Origin of the sequence: Rhizobium sp. CFBP 13644 (assembly GCF_014842165.1) — a bacterium.
Lineage (GTDB): Bacteria > Pseudomonadota > Alphaproteobacteria > Rhizobiales > Rhizobiaceae > Agrobacterium > Agrobacterium tumefaciens_C.
Genome location: NZ_JACYVF010000004.1, coordinates 128,805 through 151,596, shown reverse-complemented (window position 1 = coordinate 151,596; position 22,792 = coordinate 128,805). Strand labels below are relative to the sequence as shown.

24 protein-coding genes are annotated in these 22,792 nt (G+C 57.4%); 10 read left to right on the top strand and 14 right to left on the bottom strand.

Annotation, left to right across the window (positions count from 1 at the left end; all coding sequences use genetic code 11):
* The first annotated feature begins 98 nt into the window (after positions 1 to 98).
* A complete protein-coding gene (locus IFT53_RS13240) occupies positions 99 to 1,388 on the top strand; it encodes an MFS transporter (RefSeq protein ID WP_192065256.1) in 1,290 nt (429 codons plus the stop codon).
* A 61-nt stretch (positions 1,389 to 1,449) separates the two neighbouring features.
* Here the strand turns inward: IFT53_RS13240 and IFT53_RS13235 are convergent, their stop codons facing one another.
* The 9 genes from IFT53_RS13235 to IFT53_RS13195 form a co-directional block, all read right to left on the bottom strand.
* Positions 1,450 to 2,265: an amino acid ABC transporter permease gene (locus IFT53_RS13235; RefSeq protein ID WP_446737676.1), complete on the bottom strand. Its 816-nt coding sequence runs from the start codon at positions 2,263 to 2,265 to the stop codon at positions 1,450 to 1,452.
* A 30-nt stretch (positions 2,266 to 2,295) separates the two neighbouring features.
* Positions 2,296 to 3,045 (bottom strand): transporter substrate-binding domain-containing protein, encoded by a 750-nt coding sequence (locus IFT53_RS13230; protein WP_192065495.1) that lies wholly within the window; start codon positions 3,043 to 3,045, stop codon positions 2,296 to 2,298.
* Positions 3,046 to 3,179: 134 nt separating this feature from the next.
* Complete coding sequence (locus IFT53_RS13225) at positions 3,180 to 3,974, bottom strand: ABC transporter ATP-binding protein (RefSeq protein ID WP_192065253.1); 795 nt, start codon at positions 3,972 to 3,974, stop codon at positions 3,180 to 3,182.
* A complete protein-coding gene (locus IFT53_RS13220; RefSeq protein WP_192065251.1) occupies positions 3,971 to 4,852 on the bottom strand; it encodes an ABC transporter permease in 882 nt (293 codons plus the stop codon). Before IFT53_RS13220 ends, IFT53_RS13225 begins: the two co-directional genes overlap by 4 nt.
* An 87-nt stretch (positions 4,853 to 4,939) precedes the next feature.
* On the bottom strand, positions 4,940 to 5,893 hold the full coding sequence (locus IFT53_RS13215) for an ABC transporter substrate-binding protein (RefSeq protein WP_192065249.1): 954 nt from the start codon (positions 5,891 to 5,893) through the stop codon (positions 4,940 to 4,942).
* Between the two features lie 99 nt (positions 5,894 to 5,992).
* A complete protein-coding gene (gene rlmN, locus IFT53_RS13210) occupies positions 5,993 to 7,168 on the bottom strand; it encodes a 23S rRNA (adenine(2503)-C(2))-methyltransferase RlmN (RefSeq protein WP_192065493.1) in 1,176 nt (391 codons plus the stop codon).
* A 266-nt stretch (positions 7,169 to 7,434) separates the two neighbouring features.
* Positions 7,435 to 7,938, bottom strand: coding sequence for an invasion associated locus B family protein (locus tag IFT53_RS13205; RefSeq protein WP_042615591.1), 504 nt, complete (start codon positions 7,936 to 7,938; stop codon positions 7,435 to 7,437).
* A gap of 277 nt (positions 7,939 to 8,215) precedes the next feature.
* On the bottom strand, positions 8,216 to 8,593 hold the full coding sequence (locus IFT53_RS13200) for a YkvA family protein (protein WP_192065491.1): 378 nt from the start codon (positions 8,591 to 8,593) through the stop codon (positions 8,216 to 8,218).
* A 52-nt stretch (positions 8,594 to 8,645) separates the two neighbouring features.
* Positions 8,646 to 8,951, bottom strand: coding sequence for a 4a-hydroxytetrahydrobiopterin dehydratase (locus IFT53_RS13195; protein WP_192065247.1), 306 nt, complete (start codon positions 8,949 to 8,951; stop codon positions 8,646 to 8,648).
* Positions 8,952 to 9,063: 112 nt separating this feature from the next.
* Between IFT53_RS13195 and IFT53_RS13190 the strand changes: the two genes are divergently transcribed.
* On the top strand, positions 9,064 to 9,543 hold the full coding sequence (locus IFT53_RS13190; protein ID WP_192065245.1) for a low molecular weight protein-tyrosine-phosphatase: 480 nt from the start codon (positions 9,064 to 9,066) through the stop codon (positions 9,541 to 9,543).
* Here the strand turns inward: IFT53_RS13190 and thpR are convergent.
* Both thpR and IFT53_RS13180 read right to left on the bottom strand, forming a co-directional pair.
* Entirely contained in the window at positions 9,477 to 10,070 is a 594-nt protein-coding gene (thpR, locus tag IFT53_RS13185; RefSeq protein ID WP_042615593.1) for an RNA 2',3'-cyclic phosphodiesterase, read from the bottom strand. The genes IFT53_RS13190 and thpR overlap by 67 nt on opposite strands.
* A 68-nt stretch (positions 10,071 to 10,138) precedes the next feature.
* On the bottom strand, positions 10,139 to 10,789 hold the full coding sequence (locus IFT53_RS13180) for an arylesterase (protein WP_192065243.1): 651 nt from the start codon (positions 10,787 to 10,789) through the stop codon (positions 10,139 to 10,141).
* Positions 10,790 to 10,874: 85 nt separating this feature from the next.
* On the opposite strand from IFT53_RS13180, the gene IFT53_RS13175 reads away from it, so the two are divergent.
* The 3 genes from IFT53_RS13175 to IFT53_RS13165 all read left to right on the top strand — a co-directional run bounded on the left by IFT53_RS13175 (position 10,875) and on the right by IFT53_RS13165 (position 15,160).
* A complete protein-coding gene (locus IFT53_RS13175) occupies positions 10,875 to 11,585 on the top strand; it encodes an ATP-binding cassette domain-containing protein (RefSeq protein WP_192065241.1) in 711 nt (236 codons plus the stop codon).
* Positions 11,582 to 14,140 carry an ABC transporter permease gene (locus IFT53_RS13170; RefSeq protein ID WP_192065239.1) on the top strand — a complete coding sequence of 853 codons (2,559 nt, stop codon included), beginning with the start codon at positions 11,582 to 11,584 and terminating at the stop codon, positions 14,138 to 14,140. Before IFT53_RS13175 ends, IFT53_RS13170 begins: the two co-directional genes overlap by 4 nt.
* Positions 14,141 to 14,377: 237 nt before the next feature.
* Positions 14,378 to 15,160 carry a Bax inhibitor-1/YccA family protein gene (locus tag IFT53_RS13165; protein ID WP_192065237.1) on the top strand — a complete coding sequence of 261 codons (783 nt, stop codon included), beginning with the start codon at positions 14,378 to 14,380 and terminating at the stop codon, positions 15,158 to 15,160.
* Between the two features lie 69 nt (positions 15,161 to 15,229).
* Here IFT53_RS13165 and IFT53_RS13160 read toward each other — a convergent pair whose 3' ends face one another.
* The 3 genes from IFT53_RS13160 to acnA all read right to left on the bottom strand — a co-directional run bounded on the left by IFT53_RS13160 (position 15,230) and on the right by acnA (position 19,571).
* Positions 15,230 to 15,622, bottom strand: a complete 393-nt coding sequence (locus IFT53_RS13160; RefSeq protein ID WP_192065236.1) for a DUF2794 domain-containing protein — start codon at positions 15,620 to 15,622, stop codon at positions 15,230 to 15,232.
* A gap of 287 nt (positions 15,623 to 15,909) precedes the next feature.
* Complete coding sequence (locus tag IFT53_RS13155; protein WP_192065490.1) at positions 15,910 to 16,629, bottom strand: DUF1223 domain-containing protein; 720 nt, start codon at positions 16,627 to 16,629, stop codon at positions 15,910 to 15,912.
* A 248-nt stretch (positions 16,630 to 16,877) separates the two neighbouring features.
* A complete protein-coding gene (acnA, locus tag IFT53_RS13150; RefSeq protein WP_192065234.1) occupies positions 16,878 to 19,571 on the bottom strand; it encodes an aconitate hydratase AcnA in 2,694 nt (897 codons plus the stop codon).
* 270 nt (positions 19,572 to 19,841) lie between these two features.
* Between acnA and ccmA the strand changes: the two genes are divergently transcribed.
* The 5 genes from ccmA to IFT53_RS13125 all read left to right on the top strand — a co-directional run bounded on the left by ccmA (position 19,842) and on the right by IFT53_RS13125 (position 22,792).
* Positions 19,842 to 20,483: a heme ABC exporter ATP-binding protein CcmA gene (gene ccmA / locus IFT53_RS13145; protein WP_192065232.1), complete on the top strand. Its 642-nt coding sequence runs from the start codon at positions 19,842 to 19,844 to the stop codon at positions 20,481 to 20,483.
* A 61-nt stretch (positions 20,484 to 20,544) separates the two neighbouring features.
* Complete coding sequence (gene ccmB / locus IFT53_RS13140) at positions 20,545 to 21,204, top strand: heme exporter protein CcmB (RefSeq protein WP_192065230.1); 660 nt, start codon at positions 20,545 to 20,547, stop codon at positions 21,202 to 21,204.
* 45 nt (positions 21,205 to 21,249) lie between these two features.
* Positions 21,250 to 22,020: a heme ABC transporter permease gene (locus IFT53_RS13135; protein WP_192065228.1), complete on the top strand. Its 771-nt coding sequence runs from the start codon at positions 21,250 to 21,252 to the stop codon at positions 22,018 to 22,020.
* On the top strand, positions 22,017 to 22,193 hold the full coding sequence (gene ccmD / locus IFT53_RS13130) for a heme exporter protein CcmD (protein ID WP_042615603.1): 177 nt from the start codon (positions 22,017 to 22,019) through the stop codon (positions 22,191 to 22,193). Before IFT53_RS13135 ends, ccmD begins: the two co-directional genes overlap by 4 nt.
* Positions 22,190 to 22,792 (top strand): DsbE family thiol:disulfide interchange protein, encoded by a 603-nt coding sequence (locus tag IFT53_RS13125; RefSeq protein WP_192065226.1) that lies wholly within the window; start codon positions 22,190 to 22,192, stop codon positions 22,790 to 22,792. Before ccmD ends, IFT53_RS13125 begins: the two co-directional genes overlap by 4 nt.

The window sequence follows — 22,792 nt, the reverse complement described above, 5'->3', positions numbered from 1 at the left end:
CTGTCAGTACCTGTTCACGATGTCATAACGTGGTCGTGAAGGCGGGGGCCGTGATCACGCAAGGCTGCGCTTCGGTGCAGCCAGAAGGAGGATACGTTTTGGTATCTGAAAAGGCGCTAATTTCAAAAATCACCTGGCGGCTGATGCCGTTTCTAGGCCTGCTCTATCTCATCGCCTATATCGACCGACAGAATGTCAGCTATGCCAAGCTGCAAATGGTGGGCGATCTGGGCTTGAGCGAATACGCCTATGGCCTCGGGGCATCGCTGTTCTTCATCGGCTATTTCATCTTCGAAGTGCCCAGCAACCTGCTGTTGACGCGCTTTGGCGCCAGCCGCTGGTTTGCCCGCATCATCATCTCGTGGGGAGCCGTCACGATCGCGCTCGCATTCACCAGCAGCCAGACCATGTTCTATATTCTGCGCTTCCTGCTCGGTGCCTGTGAAGCGGGCTTCTTCCCCGGCGTTCTCTACCTCCTCACCATCTGGTTCCCGCGGGATTATCGAGGACGCATGGTTGGCCTCTTCATGATCTTCAGCGCCCTTGCCAACGCCATCGGTGCACCGCTGGGTGGCATGTTGCTCGATCTGGATGGCGTCATGGGTCTGGCTGGCTGGGAGTGGGTGTTCCTTGCAACAGGCGTTCCGGCAGTCATCGCCGGTATCTTCACGATCTTCTATCTCGACGACACGCCGGAAAAGGCCAAGTTTCTGACCCAGGACGAGAAGAACTGGCTGAAAGACCGCATCGCGTTCGAAAATTCGCACATGGAAGAAAGCGCCGAGAACGGCTTCAAGGCGCTCATCAATCCGCAGGTGCTGTTCATGTCGCTCTGCTTCGTGGGCTTTCCTCTCGCGGCTTATGGCCTCAGCTACTGGCTGCCCACCATCGTCAAGAGCTTCGGCGTCTCCAACACCACCAACGGCTTCATCAACATCATCCCATGGATTGGTGTGGCGATTGCGCTCTATGTGGTGCCTTCGGCAGCGGACCGTTCGCAAAGCAAGATCCCCTTCATCGTCGGCCCGGCCTTCATCGGCGCTTTTTGTCTGTTGATGTCGGCGCTTGTCACCACGCCTGTCGTGCAGTTCACGTTCCTCTGCATCGCCGCCGCCGGTATCTTTGCCGGACAGCCGGTGTTCTGGAGCCTGCCGGGTCGTTTCCTCAAAGGTGCCGGTGCCGCAGCAGGTCTTGCCGCCATCAACTCGGTCGGCAATCTCGGCGGCTTCGTTGCGCAGAACGTCGTGCCGTGGATCAAGGATGAAACCGGAAGCACAATCGCGCCCATGTTCTTCCTGTCGGCATGCCTTGCGGTCGCCGGTGTGCTGGTCATTATTGCTGGCAGAATGATTGCCAAGCAGGCAAAAGCTCAGGACGCACGCGCCTGATCAACCATTTGCCGTCGCTGGTTCCACTGTGGCCAGCGACGGCATCTCCGTCTTCTGACGCCTACCCCTGTGGGCTGCGGCGCATGGATTTCTCCACCCGCCGCAGCACAAGCGAAAGACCGACGGTCAGAATGAGATAAATGTAAGCGACAATCGAATAGGTCTCGAAAAACCGGAACGAGCCTGCCGCATAGACCTTCCCGAGTTGCGTCACATCCATGACGCCCAGAACCGAGACGAGCGAACTGTCTTTCACCATCGACACGAAGTCGTTGGAAAGCGGCGGGAAGATCGTGCGGATCGCCTGCGGGAAAATGACAAGACGGAAACGTTGCGCCCGGCCCAGTCCCAGCGCCTTGGCAGCCTCGATCTGCCCCTGATCCACCGCCTCGATCCCGGCACGAAAAATTTCCGCGATAAAGGCTGCATAGCAAATTGTCAGCGCCAGAATGGCCCGCCATGTCAGGGAAAAATCCCGAACCAGCATAGGCTCCAGCCACCCCGCCTCAATCAACGGCGTCATCAGCCAGTTGATCAGGCTGACAATCGCGGGCGCACCCACGAAAGCCACGTAGAACAGCACGACGAGAACAGGAATACCGCGAATCGTTTCGATATAGAAACGGGATATCTGACGCAGAATGATGCTGTCAGCCATGCCCAGCATTGCAATTGCCAGCCCCCACAGGGACGCCAGCGCAAAGGCCACCAGCGTCACGAACACCGTAATGCCCACACCTTTGATGACGGTGGAAAAGACCTGCGCGTAGATACCGTTGATCGCGATCAGAATGGCCAGCACCGATCCGATGCCGATCATCGCCACCAGCCACCAGGGAAAATCACCCTCGGCGGCGGACGATGGCCGGGCGCTCACGCCACTGCCTTTGCGGCTTGAACGCATGAATTATTCGCCAAGCTTGTAGTCCAGAAACCACTTTTTATCGAGCGCGGCAAAGGTCCCATCCGCCTTCAAGGCGGCAATCGCTGCGTTGATCGGCGCAGACAAGTCAGACCCTTTCTTGAAGATGAAGCCAAAATCATCGCCACCCAGCGGGCCACCAATCAGCTTCAGCGTGCCACCGGAGGCATCGACATAGCCCTTGCCCGCCACACCATCGGTCAGAACAAGATCGACATCGCCGGTTTTCAGCGCCTGCACCGTCGCCCCGAAGGTTTCCATGAGCTTCACACGCGGGTTCTGCTCATTACCGTCAAGCACATCATAGATGATGGTGTAAAACGGCGTCGTCCCCGCCTGCGCGCCTGCCAAAGCCTTATCTATCGCGCCAAAGCTCTTGGCATCGGTAAAACGCGTCTCGTCGGCGCGCACCAGCATAAACATTTCAGACCGCATATAGGGATCGGAGAAATTGACCTGTTGCTTGCGGTCTTCCTTGATGCTGATGCCGGTCATGCCGATATCGTATTGCCCTGATGAAACAGCGGGAATCATCGCATCCCAGGACGCGTTCTGGTACGAAACCTTGGCGTTCAGCCGTTTTGCAATCTCGTTCATCGCATCATATTCCCAGCCAATCGCATCGCCAGATTTTGGATCGACAAATTGCAGCGGTGGATAGGCGTTCTCGGTCACGACCACGATCTCCCGACCTTTCAGGTCCGGTAGCTCGGCAGAAAATGCCAACACTGGCATAAAAAGCGCGGCTGAAAAGGCTGTTAGGAACGAGCGTCTGAACAAGGGAATATCTCCTGCTGGAATACCCGGCGAAATTGGCACGGTTTTGCAGCAGGAGGCAAGGCGTCACGCAGGCGTGGCTGACGTCAGGATCACCCGATCAACAGCTCATCATCATCAAGCGTCTGGCCGCGTATGTTGCGGAACATCTCGATCAGGTCTTCCACTTGCAGACCCTTGCGGCTTTCACCTGAAACATCGAGGACGATTTCACCGGCATGCAGCATGATGGTGCGGTCGCCATAATCCAGCGCCTGACGCATGGAGTGGGTCACCATCAATGTCGTCAACTTGCGCTCTTCCACGACTTTCTGCGTCAGCTGCATCACGAATTCGGCCATGCCGGGATCCAGTGCTGCGGTGTGCTCGTCCAGCAGCAGAACGTCTGACCCGGCAAGCGTTGCCATGACCAGCGATACAGCCTGACGCTGTCCACCGGACAAGAGGTCCATGCGGTCCTTGAGGCGGTTTTCGAGACCAAGGTTAAGGGATGCAATGCGCTCCTGGAAGAACGCACGTCTGCCACCGCCCAGCGCCGGCAAAAGGCTGCGTGTCTTGCCGCGGGCGGCAGCAAGGGCGAGGTTCTCTTCGATGGTCAGGGCACCGCAGCTACCAGCAAGCGGGTCCTGAAACACGCGGGCGACCTGTCCGGCACGATTGGCCGTTGGCTTGCGCGTAACGTCCACCCCGCCAATCGTGACTTTACCGGCGGTTGGCAAAACATCACCCGCCAGCACGCCCAGCAAGGTCGACTTTCCTGCTCCGTTGGAACCGATGACAGTCACGAAGGAGCCGCTTTCAATCGTCAGATCGATCTTCGCCAGGGCCTGCTTCTGCAACGGCGTGCCGCGTCCAAAGACGACTTGAATATCGGAAAGCGAAATCATGACGATGCTCCTCCACGGCGCAGGCGCGGCAAGATCAGCGCGACGGCGACCAGCACCGCAGTCACGAAATTGAGGTCGGAGGCCTTCAAGCCAAGCGAATCGCTCGACAATGCCAGCTGAATGGCCAGACGGTAAGCAATGGAGCCGAAGACGCAGCCGATGAGAGCAATCAAAATTCCGCGTGAGCCAAACAGCGTCTCACCAATGATAACAGCGGCAAGCCCGACAACGATGGTGCCGACACCGGCTGTCACATCGGCAAAACCGTTGGTCTGCGCAAACAAGGCGCCACCAAGGGCGACAAGCGCGTTGGACAGCGCCATGCCGAGATAGATCTGGTTGCCCGTCTTCACCCCCTGCGCCCGCGCCATTCTGGCATTGGCACCCGTGGCGCGCATGGCAAGGCCTGCATCGCTTTCCAGAAAGCGCCAAACGATGAGAACAGCGACCACCACCAGCACGCCGACAAAGAGCGGGCGGAGCAGATAGTCTGAGATACCCAGACCATAGAACGGCTCGATAACGGTCTCCTGATTAAGAAGCGCCACATTCGGTTTGCCCATCACCCGCAGATTGACGGAAAACAGCGCAATCATGGTCAGGATCGAGGCCAGGAGGTTGAGGATCTTGAAGCGGACATTCAGCACCGCCGTCACCATTCCGGCTGCTGCGCCCGCAACCATGGCCACGCCGGTTGCGACCCAAGGGTTAAACCCCGCGACAATCAGCACCGCAGCAACGGCTGCACCCAGCGGAAACGACCCGTCAACCGTCAGATCGGGGAAATCGAGGACGCGGAAGGCCAAGTAAACGCCGATAGCGACAAAGGCGAAAACCAGCCCCAGCTCGACAGCACCCCAGAAGGCGATTTGACTCACGGTAGAATTCCTTGGGTTGTCGCCAAACGCTCCGTCGTCATGCCCAGACTTGTCCCTAGCATGACAACGGTGACAGTAGGCGGTCTTTTACTCGATGATCTTTGTTGCGCGCTTCGTCACGCTCTCAGGGAAAGTCACTCCTGCCATGGCAGCGGCCTTCTTGTTGAGAACGAGGTCGGTGCCGACGGCGAGCGTTGCAGGAATATCGCCGGGCTTTTCACCTTTGAGAATGCGAACAACCACGGCACCCGTCTGCTTGCCCACGTCAAAATAGTTGAAGCCGAGAGCGGCCACTGCGCCACGAGCCACGGAATCCGTATCGGCTGCAAAAAGCGGGATCTTGGCTTCGCTTGCGACACCGGCTGCGGCTTCAAAAGCCGAAACGATGGTGTTGTCGGTCGGCACGTAGATCACGTCAGCCTTGCCCACCAATGCGCGGGTCGCACCCTGCACTTCGGCAGATTTCGTGGCGACAGATTCAACAACCGTCAGACCCACCTTCACCGCTTCGCTCTTCAACAGTTCAAGCGTTGATACCGAATTGGCTTCCGCCGAATTGTAGATGAAGCCGATGGACTTGGCGTTGGGGGTGATTTCCTTGATCAGCGCCAGATGCTCGGCAACCGGCAGCATGTCGGAAAGGCCGGTGACGTTGCGGCCGGGCTTGTCCATGGACTTGATCAGCTGCGCACCGACAGGGTCAGACACGGCGGTGAAGACAACGGGAATATCACGGGTGGCTGCAACAACGGCTTGGGCTGACGGCGTGGAAATCGGAACGATGACATTGGGGGCATCGCCTACGAACTGGCGTGCGATCTGCGAAGCGGTACCGGGATTGCCCTGCGCGGACTGGTAGACGAATTTCAGGTTTTCGCCTTCCTTGTAACCGGCCTCGGCAAGTGCTGCCTTGACGCCATCACGCGCGGCATCCAGTGCAGGATGCTCAACGATGGCAGTGACCGCAACGGTGACATCCTCTGCCTTGGCAGGGGCTGCAAGGGCTGTCGCCGTCGCAAGTGCCAGAATGAGTGCGCGCATGGTGTATTCCTCCTGATGTTTCGCTTTTACCGCCCTCTTTAAGAAAGGGTTTATGCGAAATCAATCATGCAGACCGGGGCGCACCCATCAATTCTTGTTCTATTCGTCGTCTGCGCCGTGATTGGCGATCATCATCGCCTCAAATACCATGCGCTCAGTCTTGCGCATGCGTTCCGATTCCGACTTCAACTGACCACAGGCCGCAAGAATGTCACGCCCGCGCGGTGTGCGGATCGGCGAAGCATAGCCCGCCTGATTGATGAAATCGGCAAACTTCTCGATCTGCTCCCAATCCGAGCACTGGTAGTTCGTGCCGGGCCATGGGTTGAACGGAATGAGATTGATCTTTGCCGGAACGCCCTTCAAAAGCTGCGTCAGCATCTTGGCATCTTCCAGACTGTCATTGACGTCCTTCAGCATCACATATTCAAAGGTGATGCGGCGGGCGTTCGACACGCCGGGATAGTTGCGGCAGGCTTCAATCAGCTCTTTCAGCGGATACTTCTTGTTGATCGGCACCAGCATGTCGCGCAGCTCATCGCGCACCGCATGCAGCGAGATGGCCAGCATCACACCAATTTCATCGCCAGTACGGAAAATTTCCGGGACGACGCCCGATGTCGACAGTGTCACGCGACGCTTGGAAAGAGACAGGCCATCGCCATCGGTGGCGATCAGCAGTGCCGTTTTCACGTGTTCGAAATTATAGAGCGGCTCGCCCATTCCCATCATCACGATGTTGGAAACCTTGCGGCCTTCGGCTGGCATGATCGTACCCTGCGGTGCTTCGCGGTCAGGAAAGTCACCCAGACGGTCGCGCGCGACCAGAAGCTGCGCCAGAATTTCTTCTGCCGTCAGATTGCGCACCAGACGCTGCGTTCCGGTGTGACAGAAGGAACAGGTCAGCGAACAGCCAACCTGGCTGGAAATGCACAGCGTGCCGCGTCCTTCCTCGGGAATATAGACCGTTTCGATTTCAACCGGGCGGCCCGCGCCCCGTGGCGGAAAACGCATCAGCCATTTGCGGGTGCCATCGTTGGAAACCTGTTCTTCCACGATCTCAGGGCGCGCAATGGTAAAGTGTGCCTTCAGCTTTTCGCGCAGATCCTTGGCCACATTGGTCATGTGGTCGAAATCGGAGACGCCGCGGACATAGAGCCAGTTCCAGAGCTGGCTCACGCGCATCTTGGTCTGCTTCTGCGGCACACCGATTTCCATCAGCGCCTCTGCCATCTCTTCCCGCGTAATGCCAATCAATGACGGCTTGCCGTCCATGAGATCGGCATTGGCAACAATCGGGCTCTTGATTGCCAGACCGGCGGTCGCTTCCAGTACGGACATTGTCTTATCCCATCAGCCATTGCAGTGCGAAACCGCGCGAAACAAGCGGCGGATGGTCGTCTGCATGTGGAGAAAATTCAAAGGCAAGGCACGTCTTGCGCACCCACCTGTTTGTGTTGACGCGCCTTTAGCACCAAAACAGTCAAAACGCAAATGGCCGGTCAAGGACCGGCCACCGCAAATTCTAAAACCAGAAAGGCTTACTTGCAGCTTTCAACCTGCTTCAGCGCCGCCGAGATGCCCGAAAGCGAATAGGCATAGTTGGTGGCAGTGCCACGGGCAGATGTTGCCTTGACCGTCATGGACTTGCCAGTCTTCATGGCTGCAACCAGTGCCGGCTCTTCAGCAGCGTTCTCAACCCAGGCGGCCTTGTCCTTGGTGAACATCACGAAGTTCTTGTTATCGATGGTCACATTGACCTTGGAGCCTTCGCGCAGGCTGTAGCCGACCATGGCCTGAGGCTCATAGGAAATATTCTGGCCCGGGCGCTGTGAAACGATAAAGAAGATATCGCCGTGATCAACGCTCGCGGGTTCCTTGGTCGTGGGGATCGAAAGAACATAGCAAACGGTGCTGTTACCCGACTTGTACGAATAGGCACCCCATGCATTGAACTGCTGGATGCGCGTGGGCGACTGTGCAGAGGCTATGCTGACACTGGTCAGCAAAATGGCGACTGCGGTTGCTACACTTCTTACAAACATTGAATTTCCTGCCGGGTTATTGTCTTCCAGTTGGCCGAACGGCTGTGCCGGGCCGATGCTAGGTAAGTCCGTCATCTTCATATTGGCTAAAGATCGGTTACCAAACCGTCAACACCGATGCTAAAAGTCGATATTTGCATCGGGATGTAACAGGTCGGCAGGTCCCAGCGCCAGGCCACGGCGCACTGACGTGCACGCGTCCTGAGCACAGACACAAGAATTCAGGCAAGAATTTGTCGGCGTCTTCAAGGGCAGAAAACACCGGTTCACAGAGGCGTTACTCCTCGCTTATCCGCGCGATGGCGGCATCAGCTGCATCGTAATGCTCCATCTTGATATGGGCACGGATCATGGCCAGCGCTGCGGTCAAAACCGCGATGTCATCGGTAAAGCCGACAACAGCAAAAATGTCCGGCACGACATCGATGGGCAGGATGAAGTAGCCCAAGGCAGCCAGAAGAATGCCCTTGGCACGAAATGGCGTTTCGCGATCCGTTGCGCAATAATAAGCGGCAGCGGCATCGCGCGCAAATGGCACCTTGCTGGCCACGCGCTTCATCTTTGGCCAGAATTTGGAGCGCACCTGACGCTCGGTCTGCTCCTGCTGGTCCGGGTCACCCGGCAGCAGGATCTCGCCAATCTTCACATCATCCATGGTCATGTGTCCTGTGGTCATGAAGGATCATATAAGACATTGCTTTTGTGGTTCAATCGCTGCGCCCGCGTGCGGCCTTCTCCATGGCACCCGCCAAAAGGAAGTCCCGCTCGGTAATCCCTTGAGAATCATGGGTCGTCAGGCACACCTTGACGCGCGAATAGACGTTCGACCATTCCGGGTGGTGATTGAGCTTTTCAGCCGCCAATGCGCATTGCGCCATGAACCCGAAGGCCTCCGCAAAATTGGCGAATTTGTAAGCCCTGACGATGGCCAGACCATCCTCGCGCAGCGACCAGCCTTGCAGCTTGGCGAGCTCAGTCTCGATCACGTCTTTGGCAAGTTTAGGATATTGCATGGGGCTGCCTTTCATCATTAAGGAGGAAACACCGTATCGCCTGTTTCGATCCAACATTGCTCTCGGTATCGCTTTTGCCGTGAAGCCACCCCTCATATATGGAGTACACAGGATGAAACCGACAGCCATCCTTTTTGTCTGTATGGGAAATATCTGCCGATCACCTCTTGCGCAGGGTATCCTCGCACATATTGTCGAAAAACAGCAGATTGCACACCGGATCGTGATCGATTCAGCTGGCACAGACGCCTGGCACGTTGGTAATGCGCCGGATCCTCGATCCATAGCAATCGCGAAGCGTCATGGTATCGACATCACCAGACAGAAGGCACGACAGGTAAAACCATCCGATTTCGAAGCGTTCGACCTCATCCTGGCGATGGACGAGGACAATCTCGCCAGACTTTCAGCAATCTGCCCCGTGGAATATGAGCAAAAGCTGCACCTGTTCAGCGACTATGCCACCGGCGAGCGATCCAATGTACCGGACCCCTATTATGGTGGAGAGGACGGATTCCAGACCGTCTACACCATGCTTTTTTCCGGCTGCATGTCCTTGATCGGCAGGTTGGAAACCGGCCACGCCTCCTGAAGCGGAAAAACCTCTTCAACGATATAGGGACCACCGCCGACTGATTCCTTCGACGACATCAGCACAAAGCGTCCGATGTTGAAGGAGGAGGTGCGGAAATCTCCACGCCCGGAGAGGTAATGCACCACATCGTCAAGCCTTGAGTGCCGAAGCCGCGCCAGCGTGACATGCGGGGTAAACTTGCGCGGATCGGGCGGAAGACCCAGCCGCTGGCACATGCGCTCAATCTCGCTTTGCAACGCATTCATCTCGGCTGAGGGAGAAACGCCGGCCCAGATGGAGTGAGGCTTCTTGGAGCCGAAAGAGCCGATACCGGTCAGATTGACCTGAAATTCCGGCCTGTCGATCCTGTCGAGCCGGTTGACGACTTCGTCAGCGGTGCGACCGTCAATATCTCCGATAAAGCGGAGCGTGATGTGATAATTCTCCACATCGATCCACCGGGCACCCGGCAGACCACCGCGCAACAATGAAAGGCTCATGGCCGCATTGCGCGGAATTTCGAGGGCGGTAAACAGTCTCGGCATGGCGAGCTCCCCGAATCTCTTGGCAGAACAACCCTAGCGAATCATGCAAAGCTGCCCGGTGCAAGCGCTTATTTTTTTTGCGCGCTGACAGCCTTTATGAAATCCTCGACCGTGGGGAGCGTTTTCTCGACCATCACGGCTATGCCTTTGGTGTTGGGATGCATCCTGTCCTCAAGCTGAAGGCTCTGATCCATCACGACGCCGTCCAGGAAAAACGGGTAGAGTGGCAGATTATGCTTCTTCGCGAGGCGCGGGTAAATCTCGTTGAAACGCTTCCCAAAGTCACCGCCCATATTCGGTGGCGCCAGAATGCCGATCAGCAGAACAGGAATATTGCGCTTCTGAAGCCCGGCGATGATCGCATCAAGGTTCTTTTCAGTGTCGTCCGGGGATACGCCCCGCAACGCATCGTTTGCCCCCAGCTCAAGAATCACACCGTCGGTACCATCTGGAACAGACCATTCGGCACGCGCCAAACCGCCGGATGTCGTATCGCCGGAGACACCGGCATTGGTAATCGTGACATTGACGTTCTTGGCTTTCAGCGCGGCCTCTAGCTGGGCGGTGTAGCTATCGGTGGGCGGTAGCTGATACCCTGCCATCAGACTATCTCCGAATCCGACCAATTGGACCGGCTTGTCCTGCGCCTGCGCAAAGGGGGCAGCCAACAAAGCGCAGCTGATGACGATGAATTGAGCGGTAGCGGCTTTAAAACCCATGGCGGTCTTCCTAATTTGTCTGGCACTGCCCGAAAATCGGACTGCTCTCCCGGATTGCCTTCAGCTTTATATAGGAACGCGAATTGTGACGAAAAGCATCATTGATCTTGATAAGGCCGATCTCACGCTCGGCAACGCCGCCGCCTCCGTTCACGTTCTCAAAAGCATCGATCTCAGCATCAATGAAGGCGAAGCCGTTGGCATCGTTGGGCCATCGGGTTCTGGAAAATCGACGCTTCTGATGGTTCTGGCCGGGCTGGAGCGTCTGGATAGCGGCGCGATCACAATTGCGGGAACGGAGCTGCACAAGCTGGGTGAAGACGCTCTTGCCGAGTTTCGCGGCCGCAATATCGGCATCGTCTTCCAGTCCTTCCACCTCATTGCCAATATGACGGCGCTTGAGAATGTGGCTGTGCCGCTGGAACTGGCAAATGTCGCCAACCCCTTCGAGATTGCAAAGAAAGAGCTGACAGCCGTGGGACTTGGGGAGCGGCTGAACCATTATCCCGGCCAACTTTCGGGCGGTGAACAGCAGCGCGTGGCCATCGCTCGCGCACTTGCCCCCTCGCCCGCCGTGCTGATTGCCGACGAGCCAACCGGCAATCTGGACACCGATACCGGCAGGCAGATCGCCGATCTGCTGTTTTCCAAGCAGGCAGAGCGCGGCATGACGATGATCCTCGTCACCCATGACATTTCGCTCGCCGCCCGCTGCTCGCGCCAGATCAAGGTTCGCTCGGGTCAGATTGAAAGCGATAGCGCCGCCACGATCGCCAGTCTGGCGGTTTCACAATGATGGGTGCTCTTCCGTCTCTGTTCAATATCCGCAACGCATTGAGGCTTGCCAGCCGTGAAATTCGCGGGGGCCTGCGCGGCTTTTACATTTTCCTCGCCTGTATCGCGCTTGGCACCGGCGCCATTGCAGCGGTTAACTCCGTTTCACGCGCCGTCACCAGTTCGATTGCAACGCAAGGCCAGTCGATTCTGGCTGGCGACGTGCGCTTCGAGCTTCGCAACCGTGAAGCCTCTGAACAGGAGCGCGCCTATCTCGACGCGCTGGGCGAGGTCGCCGTATCGACCGGCCTTCGCTCGATGGCGCGGCTTGCCGATGGTTCGCAGCAGACCCTGACAGAGGTCAAGGCGGTGGATGGTGCCTACCCGCTCTACGGCACATTCGAGGCCCAACCGGCGGCACCCCTTGCACAGCTTCTGGCAAAACAGGGCGAGACCTATGGCGCGGTCGCGGCACCCCTTCTTCTGGAACGGCTTGGCATCAAGCTCGGCGATGAGCTGCTGGTCGGCAATGTTAGGCTAAAACTATCAGGCACGGTCGTGACAGAGCCGGATGCGCTATCGGATGGCTTTGGCTTTGCCCCGCGCCTTCTCATCAGCCGCGAAGCGCTGACCGCCTCCGGCCTGATCCAGAGCGGCAGCCTTGTCGAGCATGCCTACAAGATCCGCCTGAACGATCCGTCCGAGCGCGCAACGATCACCAACGACACCAACAGGGAGTTTCCAAGCGCCGGCTGGTCTATCCGCACCAGCGACAGGGCTGCCCCGTCTCTGACGGAAAACGTCAACCGTTTCTCACAGTTTCTCACACTTGTCGGCCTCACTGCCTTGATCGTCGGCGGCGTTGGTGTTGCCAATGCCGTGCGTGCCTTTCTCGATTCCAAACGCTCGACCATCGCCGCGCTGAAGTGCCTCGGCGCACCGGCCAGCGTGGTGACGATGACCTATCTCTTCCAGATCGCCTTCATCGCCATTATCGGCATCGCCATCGGTCTGGTGCTGGGGGCCATCACCCCGCTCATTGCCATGCGTTTTCTGGAAGGCGTGTTGCCCGTGCCAAATGAGCTGGCGATCTATCCCGGTCCGCTGTTTCTGGCTGCCGTCTTTGGGCTTTTGACGACGCTTGCCTTTGCCATTCTGCCTCTGGGTCAGGCCCGCGAAGTGCCTGCCACGGCGCTGTTTCGTGAGCAGGGCTTTGATGAAAACAAGCTGCCGACATGGCCCTATCTTCTTGCCACCGGTCTTCTTCTGGCAGCACTGGCCGGACTTGCGATCTACACCTCGCAAGAGCGTTTCATCGCGTCGGTCTTTCTGGGTGCTGTTGCCTTTGCTTTCATTGTTCTGCGGCTCGTGGCCTGGGGCATCAAGGCGCTGGCCAAGCGAAGCCCGCGTGTTCATTCCGCAGCGTTGCGGCTTGCCATCGGCAATATTCACCGCCCCGGCGCGCTGACTCCATCCGTCGTTCTCTCGCTCGGTCTCGGGCTGACGCTGCTTGTCACCTTGACGCTGATCGACGGCAATCTGCGGCGCGAACTGACCGGCAGCCTGCCCGAACGTGCGCCGAACTTCTTTTTCGTCGATATTCAAAGCGCCGATCGCGATGGTTTTCGCGACCTCGTCAAACGCGAGGCACCGGACGGCCTATTGACCGAAGTGCCGATGCTGCGCGGTCGTATTCTCGCCTTCAACGGTCAGGATGTGACGAAAATGGAAGTGCCCGCTTCTGGCCGCTGGGTGCTGAGGGGTGATCGCGGCATTACCTACTCTGCAGATCTCCCTGAGAACGCAAAGCTGACGGCTGGAACATGGTGGGAACAGGATTATAGCGGCGAACCGCTTATTTCCTTTGCAGCGGAAGAGGCCGGCGAGCTTGGCCTGAAGGTCGGCGATACCGTCACCGTCAATGTGCTGGGCCGAAACATCACGGCAAAAATCGCCAATCTGCGCGATGTGCAGTGGGAATCCCTGTCTCTCAACTTCGTCATGGTGTTTTCACCCAACACATTCCGGGGCGCACCGCACTCATGGCTGGCAACACTTGCAGACCCCTCAGCAACACCCGCGCAGGAAGGCGAAATCCTTCGCACCATCACCAATGCCTACCCGACCATTACCAGTGTGCGGGTCAAGGATGCTCTTGATGTCGTGAACCGTCTGGTCGGCCAACTGGCGACCGCCATCCGTGCGGCGGCGGCCGTGGCTCTCATTGCTTCGGTTCTGGTGCTAGCCGGCGCGCTGGCTGCCGGAAACCGGGCGCGAACCCATGATGCCGTCATATTGAAAACACTGGGCGGAACCCGCGCCATGCTCATCCGCGCCTTTTCCTATGAATATATGATCCTGGGATTGGCAACGGCGATCTTCGCGCTTGCCGCTGGCGGTGCCGCCGCCTGGTTCGTCATCGCCCGCATCATGAAGCTTCCGTCGAGCTTCCTGCCGGATGTCGCCATAGCCACCATCGTCATCGCCCTCATCATGACGGTTGGTATCGGGCTTATCGGAACGTGGCGCATATTGGGCCAGAAAGCCGCCCCGGTTCTGCGCCAGGCAGGGGAGTGATCCGAAAAGTTGTGCGCCACATAACTTTAACGGGTAAATCAGGTTTCTGATCGCCAAAACGTTATCGCATTTCGCGCATATGGTGTTTTTTCGGATCTGAAAGCTCTTGTATCCGCGCGGCGATATCCTCATATTCTTTGTTAGGCTTGCTGTAGCTCCGCAGCGGCGCCTGGGATATGGTCTCAAAGCGACGATATGCCGACACCGTAGCAATTTCGGAGCTCAAAAGAGGTAACAATGTCTGACTTCAACAACTACCAGAACCGTATGGCCCAGGGCCATGCACAGTCTGGCGCGATGATCGATGAAGGTCTGCGCACCTATATGGTCAAGGTTTATAACCTGATGGCCGTTGGTCTTGCGATTACAGGTTTCGCAGCGTTTTTCACATCGATGCTGGCGACCACAAATGATCCTGCGGCAGCTGTTGCCACGATGGGTAACGGCACGATGCTGACCAGCCTTGGTGCAGCCCTGTACGGCTCGCCTCTGCGCTGGGTCGTCATGCTGGCTCCGCTGGGTCTCGTGTTCTTCCTGAGCTTCCGCATTCAGAAGATGAGCGTTCCTGCCGCACAGGCAACCTTCTGGGGCTACGCAGCGCTGATGGGTCTTTCCCTGTCGTCGATCTTCCTGGTCTATACCGGCCAGAGCATCGTCCAGACGTTCTTCATCACGGCTGCTTCATTCGGCGCGCTGTCGCTCTATGGCTACACCACGAAGAAAGACCTGTCCGGCATGGGCTCGTTCCTGATCATGGGTCTGTTTGGCCTGATCATCGCGTCCATCGTCAACATCTTCCTGCAGTCGTCTGCCATGGGCTTTGCAATCTCCGCCATCGGCGTGCTGATCTTCGCAGGCCTGACCGCCTACGACACGCAGAAGATCAAGGAAATGTACTTTGACGGTGATGATGTCGCCACGGCTGGCCGCAAGGCCATCATGGGCGCCCTGACCCTCTACCTCGACTTCATCAACCTGTTCATGTTCCTGTTGCAGTTCCTCGGAAATCGCGACAAGTAAGTCTGGTTGAACACATAGAAAAGGCGGCCTCTGGGCCGCCTTTTTTTGTGGGATGCACAAACCCTACAATCACTCGATGAGCTTCAAGACCTTGTCGAAGACTTTCAGCACCTGCGGCAGTTCATGGCCGCGCTTCAAGATACGTCCATCCACATTCACGACGCTATAGGCACCCTGCTTGGAGGCAAGCTTGGGATTTTTCTCTATACGGAAAAGCGGCATCTCGCCGGAGCGCTTGAAGACGGAAAAGACCGCCTTGTCTTTCAAATGGTCAATGGCATAGTCCCGCCATTCCCCCTCGCCGACCATCCGTCCATAGATGCGCAATATCGCATCCAGTTCACGGCGGTGGAAGGTAATGGGCAAGACATCCTTGCTCTGCCTGTACTCTCTGATATCGACCACGGACGCGCCATCTCTGTGAAACAGGCCTTTACGCTCCAAATCCGGCTGATCTGTCATTGGGCAACCTCGCTCAACAGCAAATGACAATTTCACGACAGTCTGACGCCGTGAAAGCGGAAATGCAAGCCTTGCATGGCAGCGGGAAAGATGCGCGCGCCGGTAATAATTAGGGCATGATGAACATCTTAAATTGCCCTATTTCCGTCAAATCATGGCCCGATTTGAGTGGGATATGACTAATGTCAATTGATGCCTCGGCACCAACATGACCCGGTCCGGTGCATTGACCCTTTACCCCCAGCCCCCAATGCCCGGATCGGATCTTCCCGCTTTTCAGCGGATACCTATTTCCCCGACGTCATGAGAACACTGGCCCCGATGATCGCAGCGGGATTCCCGCTTGCATCGCTCGTCTGCAAAAGCACGGCGCAGCCGCCGTCCTTCGCCTTGCTCATGATGCTCGATGGCAGCTTGACCGTCATGGACGTTCCATCCCACATGCCCACCGTCTGCACGTCATAGACACTGTGCCAGTAGGATATGGTTTTACCCTGATTATCGCCCTTTTGCACGTCGACGACCTGCTCGCGGTTGAAATAGGCCACCACGACGTCGGCCTTGCCCTGGCCCGGACCAATCTCGATCGCAATCTCATCATCCACCCGGCGCGCCTTGACGGGCACGCTGAGGCCTTCTCCGGCCTTTTTGAATGCATCCAGCCGCGTATCGATTGCCTTCATGTCTGCGCCCTTGACGTGGTCGCGACCATTGATGACAGCCTGTGGCGTATAGACATTGTTGCGACCCAGAGCCCGGGCATAACCATATTGCCGCTCTGTGTTTTCCTTGGACGCCAGCGAATCCGCCCAGCCCAGATAGTTCCAGTAATCGACGTGATAGGACAGGCCGACCACATCGCCCTTCTGGATGAGCTTGCGCAACGCCTCATCTGCCGGTGGGCAGGACGCGCAGCCTTGCGAGGTGAACAGCTCGACAACGCCCTTCAGCTGCTCCTGCTGCTGCGCCATTGCGGGCACCGTTGCAATCGCTGCGAAGGCGCACATCGTAAGACTAACTCTGACAGGCCCGTATTTCAGCGACATTGCAAGAACCCTTGTCTGGACGTGTCTCCAGACCATTGATGCTATCAATTCCTGTCGGGACGCCCGGCGAAAATAACGCGAGTGGCCCTTCAATAGAAAGTAACGATGGGGTGAGTGCCGATCACGAAGCAAGCTTCACCGGAATACCCCATCATAATACGCAAAACGCCGGGATTTCTCCCGGCGCTCTTTTCATGATGTGGCAAGAATTATGCAGCCAGGTCGCGAAGAACCGTCTGCAGAATGCCGCCATTGTTCATGTAGATCACTTCATCCAGCGTATCGATGCGGCAAAGAAGCGGAACTTCCTTCACTGTACCATCGCTGTAGGTGATCTTGGCAATCTTCTTCTCGCGCGGCTTGATGTCGCCTTCGAGACCATCGATCTCAACGGTTTCATCGCCCTTGAGGTTGAGGCTTGCCCATGTCGTGCCTTCTTCGAAGACGAAGGGAACGACGCCCATGCCAACGAGGTTGGAGCGGTGAATACGCTCGAACGACTGCGCAATCACGGCTTTCACGCCGAGCAGGTTGGTACCCTTGGCAGCCCAGTCACGGGAAGAACCGTTACCATATTCAACGCCCGCAAAGATGACGAGCGGCGTGCCTTCAGCCTTGTACTGCATGGCTGCATCGTAAATCGACATCTCTTCCTTGGACGGATAGTGGATGGTGTAGCCACCTTCCTTGCCGTTTGGCCCAAGCATGTGGTTGCGAATACGGATGTTGGCAAACGTGCCGCGCATCATCACTTCATGGTTGCCACGGCGTGTGCCGTACTGGTTGAAGTCGGCAACGCCCACGCCATTGTCGGTGAGGTATGCACCGGCAGGCGAAGCAGCCTTGATCGAACCGGCCGGAGAAATGTGGTCGGTGGTGATCTTGTCGCCGAAGAGACCGAGAACGCGTGCGCCCTTGATGTTCTTCAAGCCTGTGCCGGTCTTGCCCATGCCCACGAAGTAAGGCGGGTTCTGAACGTAGGTCGACTTGTCGTCCCAGGCATAGGTCTGGCCAGGAGGAACCTGAACGGCCTGCCAGTTTTCATCACCCTTGAACACGTCAGCATATTTGGACTCGTAGAGTTCACGCGTCACGTATTTCAGGATGAATTCCTGGATTTCGGCAGATGTCGGCCAGATATCCTTGAGGAATACAGGCTCTCCGTCTGAACCCATGCCGAGCGGCTCTGTGGTCAGATCCTTCTGGACCGTACCGGCCAGCGCGTAAGCAACAACCAGCGGCGGAGAGGCAAGATAGTTCGCCTGAACGTCCGGCGAGATGCGGCCTTCAAAGTTACGGTTGCCGGAGAGAACGCCAGCGGTGATCAGACCCTTGTCGTTGATGGTCTTGGAGATCGGTGCAGGCAGCGGACCGGAGTTGCCGATGCAGGTCGTGCAGCCGAAACCAACGAGGTTAAAGCCGATCGCATCCAGATCCTTCTGAAGACCGGACTTTTCGAGATATTCACCAACAACCTGGGATCCAGGTGCCAGCGATGTCTTGACCCAAGGCTTGGATGTCAGACCCTTGGCGACGGCGTTGCGGGCCAGAAGACCGGCAGCAATCAGAACGGATGGGTTAGACGTGTTGGTACAGGAGGTGATGGCGGCGATGGCGACGTCACCATGGCCGAGATCGAAATCCGTGCCTTCGACAGGGTAACGATTGTCGAGCTGGCCTGGCTTCTTGTAGTCGGCTTCCAGAGCTGCCGCAAAGCCGGAAGCGATGCCTTCAAGCGCAACGCGACCTTCGGGACGCTTTGGACCAGCCATGGATGGCACAACTTCGCCGAGATCGAGTTCCAGCGTATCGGTGAAGACGAGATCGGCACCGTCGCCGGTACGCCACATGTCCTGCGCCTTGGAATAGGCTTCAACGAGCGCGATGCGGTCCTTGGTACGGCCAGACATGGTGAGGTAGTTGATGGTTTCGCCGTCAACCGGGAAGAAGCCGCATGTTGCGCCGTATTCTGGACCCATGTTGCCGATGGTCGCACGGTCGGCCAGTGTCATCGAATCCAGGCCGGGGCCGAAGAATTCAACGAATTTGGAGACAACGCCCTTCTTGCGCAGCATCTGAACGACAGTCAGCACGAGGTCGGTGGCGGTTACGCCTTCCCTGACCTTGCCTGTCAGCTTGAAGCCGATAACTTCAGGCAGAAGCATGGAAACCGGCTGGCCAAGCATGGCCGCTTCGGCTTCGATACCGCCAACGCCCCAGCCCAGAACGCCAAGACCATTGATCATGGTCGTGTGGCTGTCGGTGCCAACGCATGTGTCCGGGTAAGCGATGGTTTCGCCGTCTTCTTCCTTGGTCCAAACGGTCTGGCCAAGATATTCGAGGTTAACCTGGTGACAGATTCCTGTGCCTGGTGGAACGACGCGGAAGTTCTTGAACGCCTGCTGGCCCCACTTCAGGAAGCGGTAACGCTCGCCATTGCGCTCATATTCCAGCTCAACGTTGCGCGCAAATGCTGTCGGCGTGCCGAATTCATCAACGATAACGGAGTGGTCGATGACGAGATCGACAGGAACCAGCGGGTTGATCTTCTCGGGATCGCCACCCAGCGCCACCATCGCGTCGCGCATGGCTGCAAGGTCGACCACGGCTGGAACGCCGGTGAAGTCCTGCATCAGAACGCGAGCGGGGCGATAGGCGATTTCGTTTTCAACGAGGCCCTTGTTGTTCAGCCAGTCTGCAACAGCCGTGATGTGTTCCTTGGTAACGGTCTGACCGTCTTCAAAGCGCAGCAGGTTCTCAAGCAGAACCTTCATGGAGTAGGGCAGCTTGGAAACGCCTGTCAGGCCATTCGCTTCTGCTTTTGGAAGGCTGAAATAAACATAGTCCTTACCATTGACGGTAAGCACAGAACGACAATTGAAACTGTCTAGAGATTTAGCCACGGATAATGCCCCGCTTCCTCTGATAGCCAACACGCGCGTGCGGACACCAATGCACTTAAGCACATCAGGATGCGGGTACGGTCATTTCCGCTGTCCGCACGAGAAGCTGCTTTCGCAACCTTCTGGTCCGGCGCTATATGATGATCACGCCGACCGCTGGCGTGGTTGACACCCATATAGATAATTTATGAGAAACGTGCCAGACCGGAAAAACACCTAAATCGATTTTTTTGCCAACGAGATGATTAAAATCTTAAACGAGATGACACCATGCTGCTAACAGCAGAAAATCTGGCCGTCCGTCGTGGCGAAGATCTAATATTCATGAATGTTTCCTTCAAGTTAAGCTCTGGTCAGGCTATGCTGCTGACGGGACCGAACGGATCTGGAAAATCGACGCTTTTGCGCGTGATAGCGGGCCTTTTACGGCCCGAAGAAGGGCACGTGACCTTAGCCGGCGAAGGACTTGAAACAGACGTTCGCGCCTCCGAGGCGAGCCACTATCTGGGGCACCGCAACGCGATGAAGCAGGATCTGAGTGTTTTCGAAAATCTCAATTTCTGGAAGAAATTTCTCGGCGATTTTGATGGCGGCAGCTCTTTGGGTATCGAAGAGGCGGCAGAAGCGGTTGGCCTCGCCAGCATTACCCATCTGCCTTTCGGATATCTGTCCGCCGGTCAGCAGCGCCGATTCGCCATGGCCAAACTGCTTGTCGCATGGCGGCCGATCTGGATCCTCGATGAGCCGACCGCCGCACTGGATGCAAGCGCCGATCTCATGTTCACCGGGTTGGTGAAGACGCATCTGGAAAAAGGCGGCATGGCCGTGGCCGCCACCCACCAGCCGCTGGGGCTGGAAAATGCTCAGGAATTGCGGATGACCGGCTTTGCCGGGGTGGAGGAGGCATGGTGATTGCGCTGCTCCCATATCTCATAACCGAACGGACGGTTGACCCTTCCGAAAGCGGCACAGCATGATCGCCCTTTTCCTGCGCGACCTGAAACTTTCCATCCGGGCTGGTGGCGGCGCGCTCATCGGCGTGCTGTTCTTCATGACCATCGTTGCCGTCATCCCATTCGGGGTCGGCCCTGACCTTAATCTGCTCTCGCGGATCGGTCCGGCCATCGTGTGGATCGGCGCACTGCTGGCCGCCCTGCTCGGCCTCGACAGGCTGTTTCAGGCAGAGCGCGACGATGGATCGCTCGACCTCATCCTCATGCAGGAAACGCCGCTGGTGCTGACGGTTCTGGTCAAGTGCCTGGCCCACTGGACGGCAACCAGCCTGCCGCTGGTGCTCGCATCGCCGCTGCTGGGCCTGTTCATGAATATGAGCGAGGTTGCCATCGGCGCTGTCATGCTGACCCTTTTGGTGGGCTCACCCGCGCTCACATTTATCGGCGCCGTCGGCGCGGCGGTGGCTGTTGCGCTTCCGAGAGGTGGCCTTCTGGTGTCGATCCTCGTGCTACCCTTAGCTGTTCCCGTGCTGATCTTTGGCGTCAGCGCATCCTATGCAGCGGTTCAGGACCCCTCGCCTTTCATGCCACCCTTCCTCATTCTCATTGCAATCACGCTTTTTTCATCGGTCGTGGGGCCGTTCTTCGCCGCTTTGGCACTGCGCAGCTCCATGGATTGATAAGGATCAATTGCCGCAATCCCGGTCTCATTGTAGAAAGACGCCATGAGCGATACGAGCCTTGCCATTACCAAGTTTAGCGACCTTGCCAACCCGACGCGGTTTCTGGCATTGGCCGCCCGCATTTTACCATGGCTGGCAGGGCTTTCCGCCCTCTGTCTGGCCGCTGGCCTCTATATGGCCTTCACAACCGACAGCGATTACCAGCAGGGCAACACCGTGCGCATCATGTATGTCCACGTGCCAGCCGCCTGGCTTTCCATGATGTGCTATACCGTCATGGCCTTGTCTGCCATCGGCACGCTGGTCTGGCGGCACCCGTTGGCAGATGTCGCCCATAAATCGGCAACCCCGATAGGTGCTGCCTTCACGCTGATTGCGCTCATCACCGGCTCGCTGTGGGGAAAACCCATGTGGGGGACGTGGTGGGTGTGGGATGCGCGGCTGACCTCGGTTTTCATCCTGTTTCTGATGTATCTCGGCCTCATCGCCTTCAACAAGGCCATGGATGATCCATCCAAAGCTGCGCGCGTCAGTGCGATTCTCATCCTCGTTGGCTTCGTCAACATCCCCATCATCAAGTTTTCGGTGGAATGGTGGAACACGCTGCACCAGCCAGCGAGTGTCCTGCGCCTCAACGGCCCGGCCATCGCACCGGAATTTCTGTGGCCGCTGTTGACCATGGCCATTGGTTTCACCCTGCTCTTTTTCACGCTGCATCTTGCCGCCATGCGCAATGAAATCTGGCGCAGGCGCGTCTCCGCACAGCGGCGAATAGCGGCGCGTCTCGCCAGCCGAGAGAAAGCCAAGCCATGAGCCACGCATTTTATATCGGCATGTCCTATGGTTTGACCGGGCTCATCGTCACCGTCCTGATCGGCTGGATTTTCCTGGATGGCCGCGCCCGCAAACGCGAAATGGCGCAGCTTGAAGCCTCCGGCATCCGCCGCCGGGCGCGCCCGGCCAAGGTGGAGCAACCAGCACCATGACGAAGGAAACGCCAGCCGCTCCAGCATCTTCGGGCAAGAAGGCGCGCTATATTCTGGCGCTGCTGCCCCTCTTAGCCTTTGCAGGCTTTGCGGCCATTGCCGCCAAGATGCTCTATGAGCAGGATGTGAACGGTCTCGATGTTAGTGCCATTCCCTCGGCACTGATCAACACGAAAGCGCCGTCCTTGTCCTTGCCGCCGCTGGAAGGTGCCAATGTCCCGGCGCTCACCGATGCTGCCATCAAGGGCAAGCTCACCCTCGTCAACGTCTTTGCCTCCTGGTGCGTGCCCTGCAGGCAGGAACACCCGATGCTGAAAGAACTGGCCAAGGACGAGCGCCTCAACGTGGTTGGCATCAACTACAAGGACAAATCAGACAATGCCATCCGGTTTCTGGGCGAACTCGGAAACCCCTATGCCGCCATCGGCATCGATCCGAACGGGAAGGCAGCCATAGACTGGGGTGTCTACGGCATTCCCGAGACCTATCTGGTCGATCAGGCAGGCACCATCGTCTACAAGAAAGTCGGCCCCATCGATGTCGCGACCTATGAGCGCGAGATCATTCCAGCCATCGAAAAGGCTGCCGCTGGAAACTGA

Bases quoted from the DNA above. Each gene is read 5' to 3' on its own strand.
- IFT53_RS13225 (WP_192065253.1), bottom strand. From the start codon at position 3,974: ATGATTTCGCTTTCCGATATTCAAGTCGTCTTTGGACGCGGCACGCCG.
- IFT53_RS13135 (WP_192065228.1), top strand. From the start codon at position 21,250: ATGAGCGATACGAGCCTTGCCATTACCAAGTTTAGCGACCTTGCCAAC.
- IFT53_RS13205 (WP_042615591.1), bottom strand. From the start codon at position 7,938: ATGTTTGTAAGAAGTGTAGCAACCGCAGTCGCCATTTTGCTGACCAGT.
- IFT53_RS13170 (WP_192065239.1), top strand. From the start codon at position 11,582: ATGATGGGTGCTCTTCCGTCTCTGTTCAATATCCGCAACGCATTGAGG.
- ccmD (WP_042615603.1), top strand. From the start codon at position 22,017: ATGAGCCACGCATTTTATATCGGCATGTCCTATGGTTTGACCGGGCTC.
- IFT53_RS13230 (WP_192065495.1), bottom strand. From the start codon at position 3,045: ATGCCAGTGTTGGCATTTTCTGCCGAGCTACCGGACCTGAAAGGTCGG.
- ccmB (WP_192065230.1), top strand. From the start codon at position 20,545: ATGATCGCCCTTTTCCTGCGCGACCTGAAACTTTCCATCCGGGCTGGT.
- IFT53_RS13195 (WP_192065247.1), bottom strand. From the start codon at position 8,951: ATGCAATATCCTAAACTTGCCAAAGACGTGATCGAGACTGAGCTCGCC.
- IFT53_RS13200 (WP_192065491.1), bottom strand. From the start codon at position 8,593: ATGGATGATGTGAAGATTGGCGAGATCCTGCTGCCGGGTGACCCGGAC.
- IFT53_RS13155 (WP_192065490.1), bottom strand. From the start codon at position 16,629: ATGTGCGCCTTCGCAGCGATTGCAACGGTGCCCGCAATGGCGCAGCAG.
- IFT53_RS13125 (WP_192065226.1), top strand. From the start codon at position 22,190: ATGACGAAGGAAACGCCAGCCGCTCCAGCATCTTCGGGCAAGAAGGCG.
- IFT53_RS13160 (WP_192065236.1), bottom strand. From the start codon at position 15,622: ATGACAGATCAGCCGGATTTGGAGCGTAAAGGCCTGTTTCACAGAGAT.
- ccmA (WP_192065232.1), top strand. From the start codon at position 19,842: ATGCTGCTAACAGCAGAAAATCTGGCCGTCCGTCGTGGCGAAGATCTA.
- IFT53_RS13215 (WP_192065249.1), bottom strand. From the start codon at position 5,893: ATGCGCGCACTCATTCTGGCACTTGCGACGGCGACAGCCCTTGCAGCC.
- rlmN (WP_192065493.1), bottom strand. From the start codon at position 7,168: ATGGACGGCAAGCCGTCATTGATTGGCATTACGCGGGAAGAGATGGCA.
- IFT53_RS13190 (WP_192065245.1), top strand. From the start codon at position 9,064: ATGAAACCGACAGCCATCCTTTTTGTCTGTATGGGAAATATCTGCCGA.
- thpR (WP_042615593.1), bottom strand. From the start codon at position 10,070: ATGCCGAGACTGTTTACCGCCCTCGAAATTCCGCGCAATGCGGCCATG.
- IFT53_RS13165 (WP_192065237.1), top strand. From the start codon at position 14,378: ATGTCTGACTTCAACAACTACCAGAACCGTATGGCCCAGGGCCATGCA.
- IFT53_RS13180 (WP_192065243.1), bottom strand. From the start codon at position 10,789: ATGGGTTTTAAAGCCGCTACCGCTCAATTCATCGTCATCAGCTGCGCT.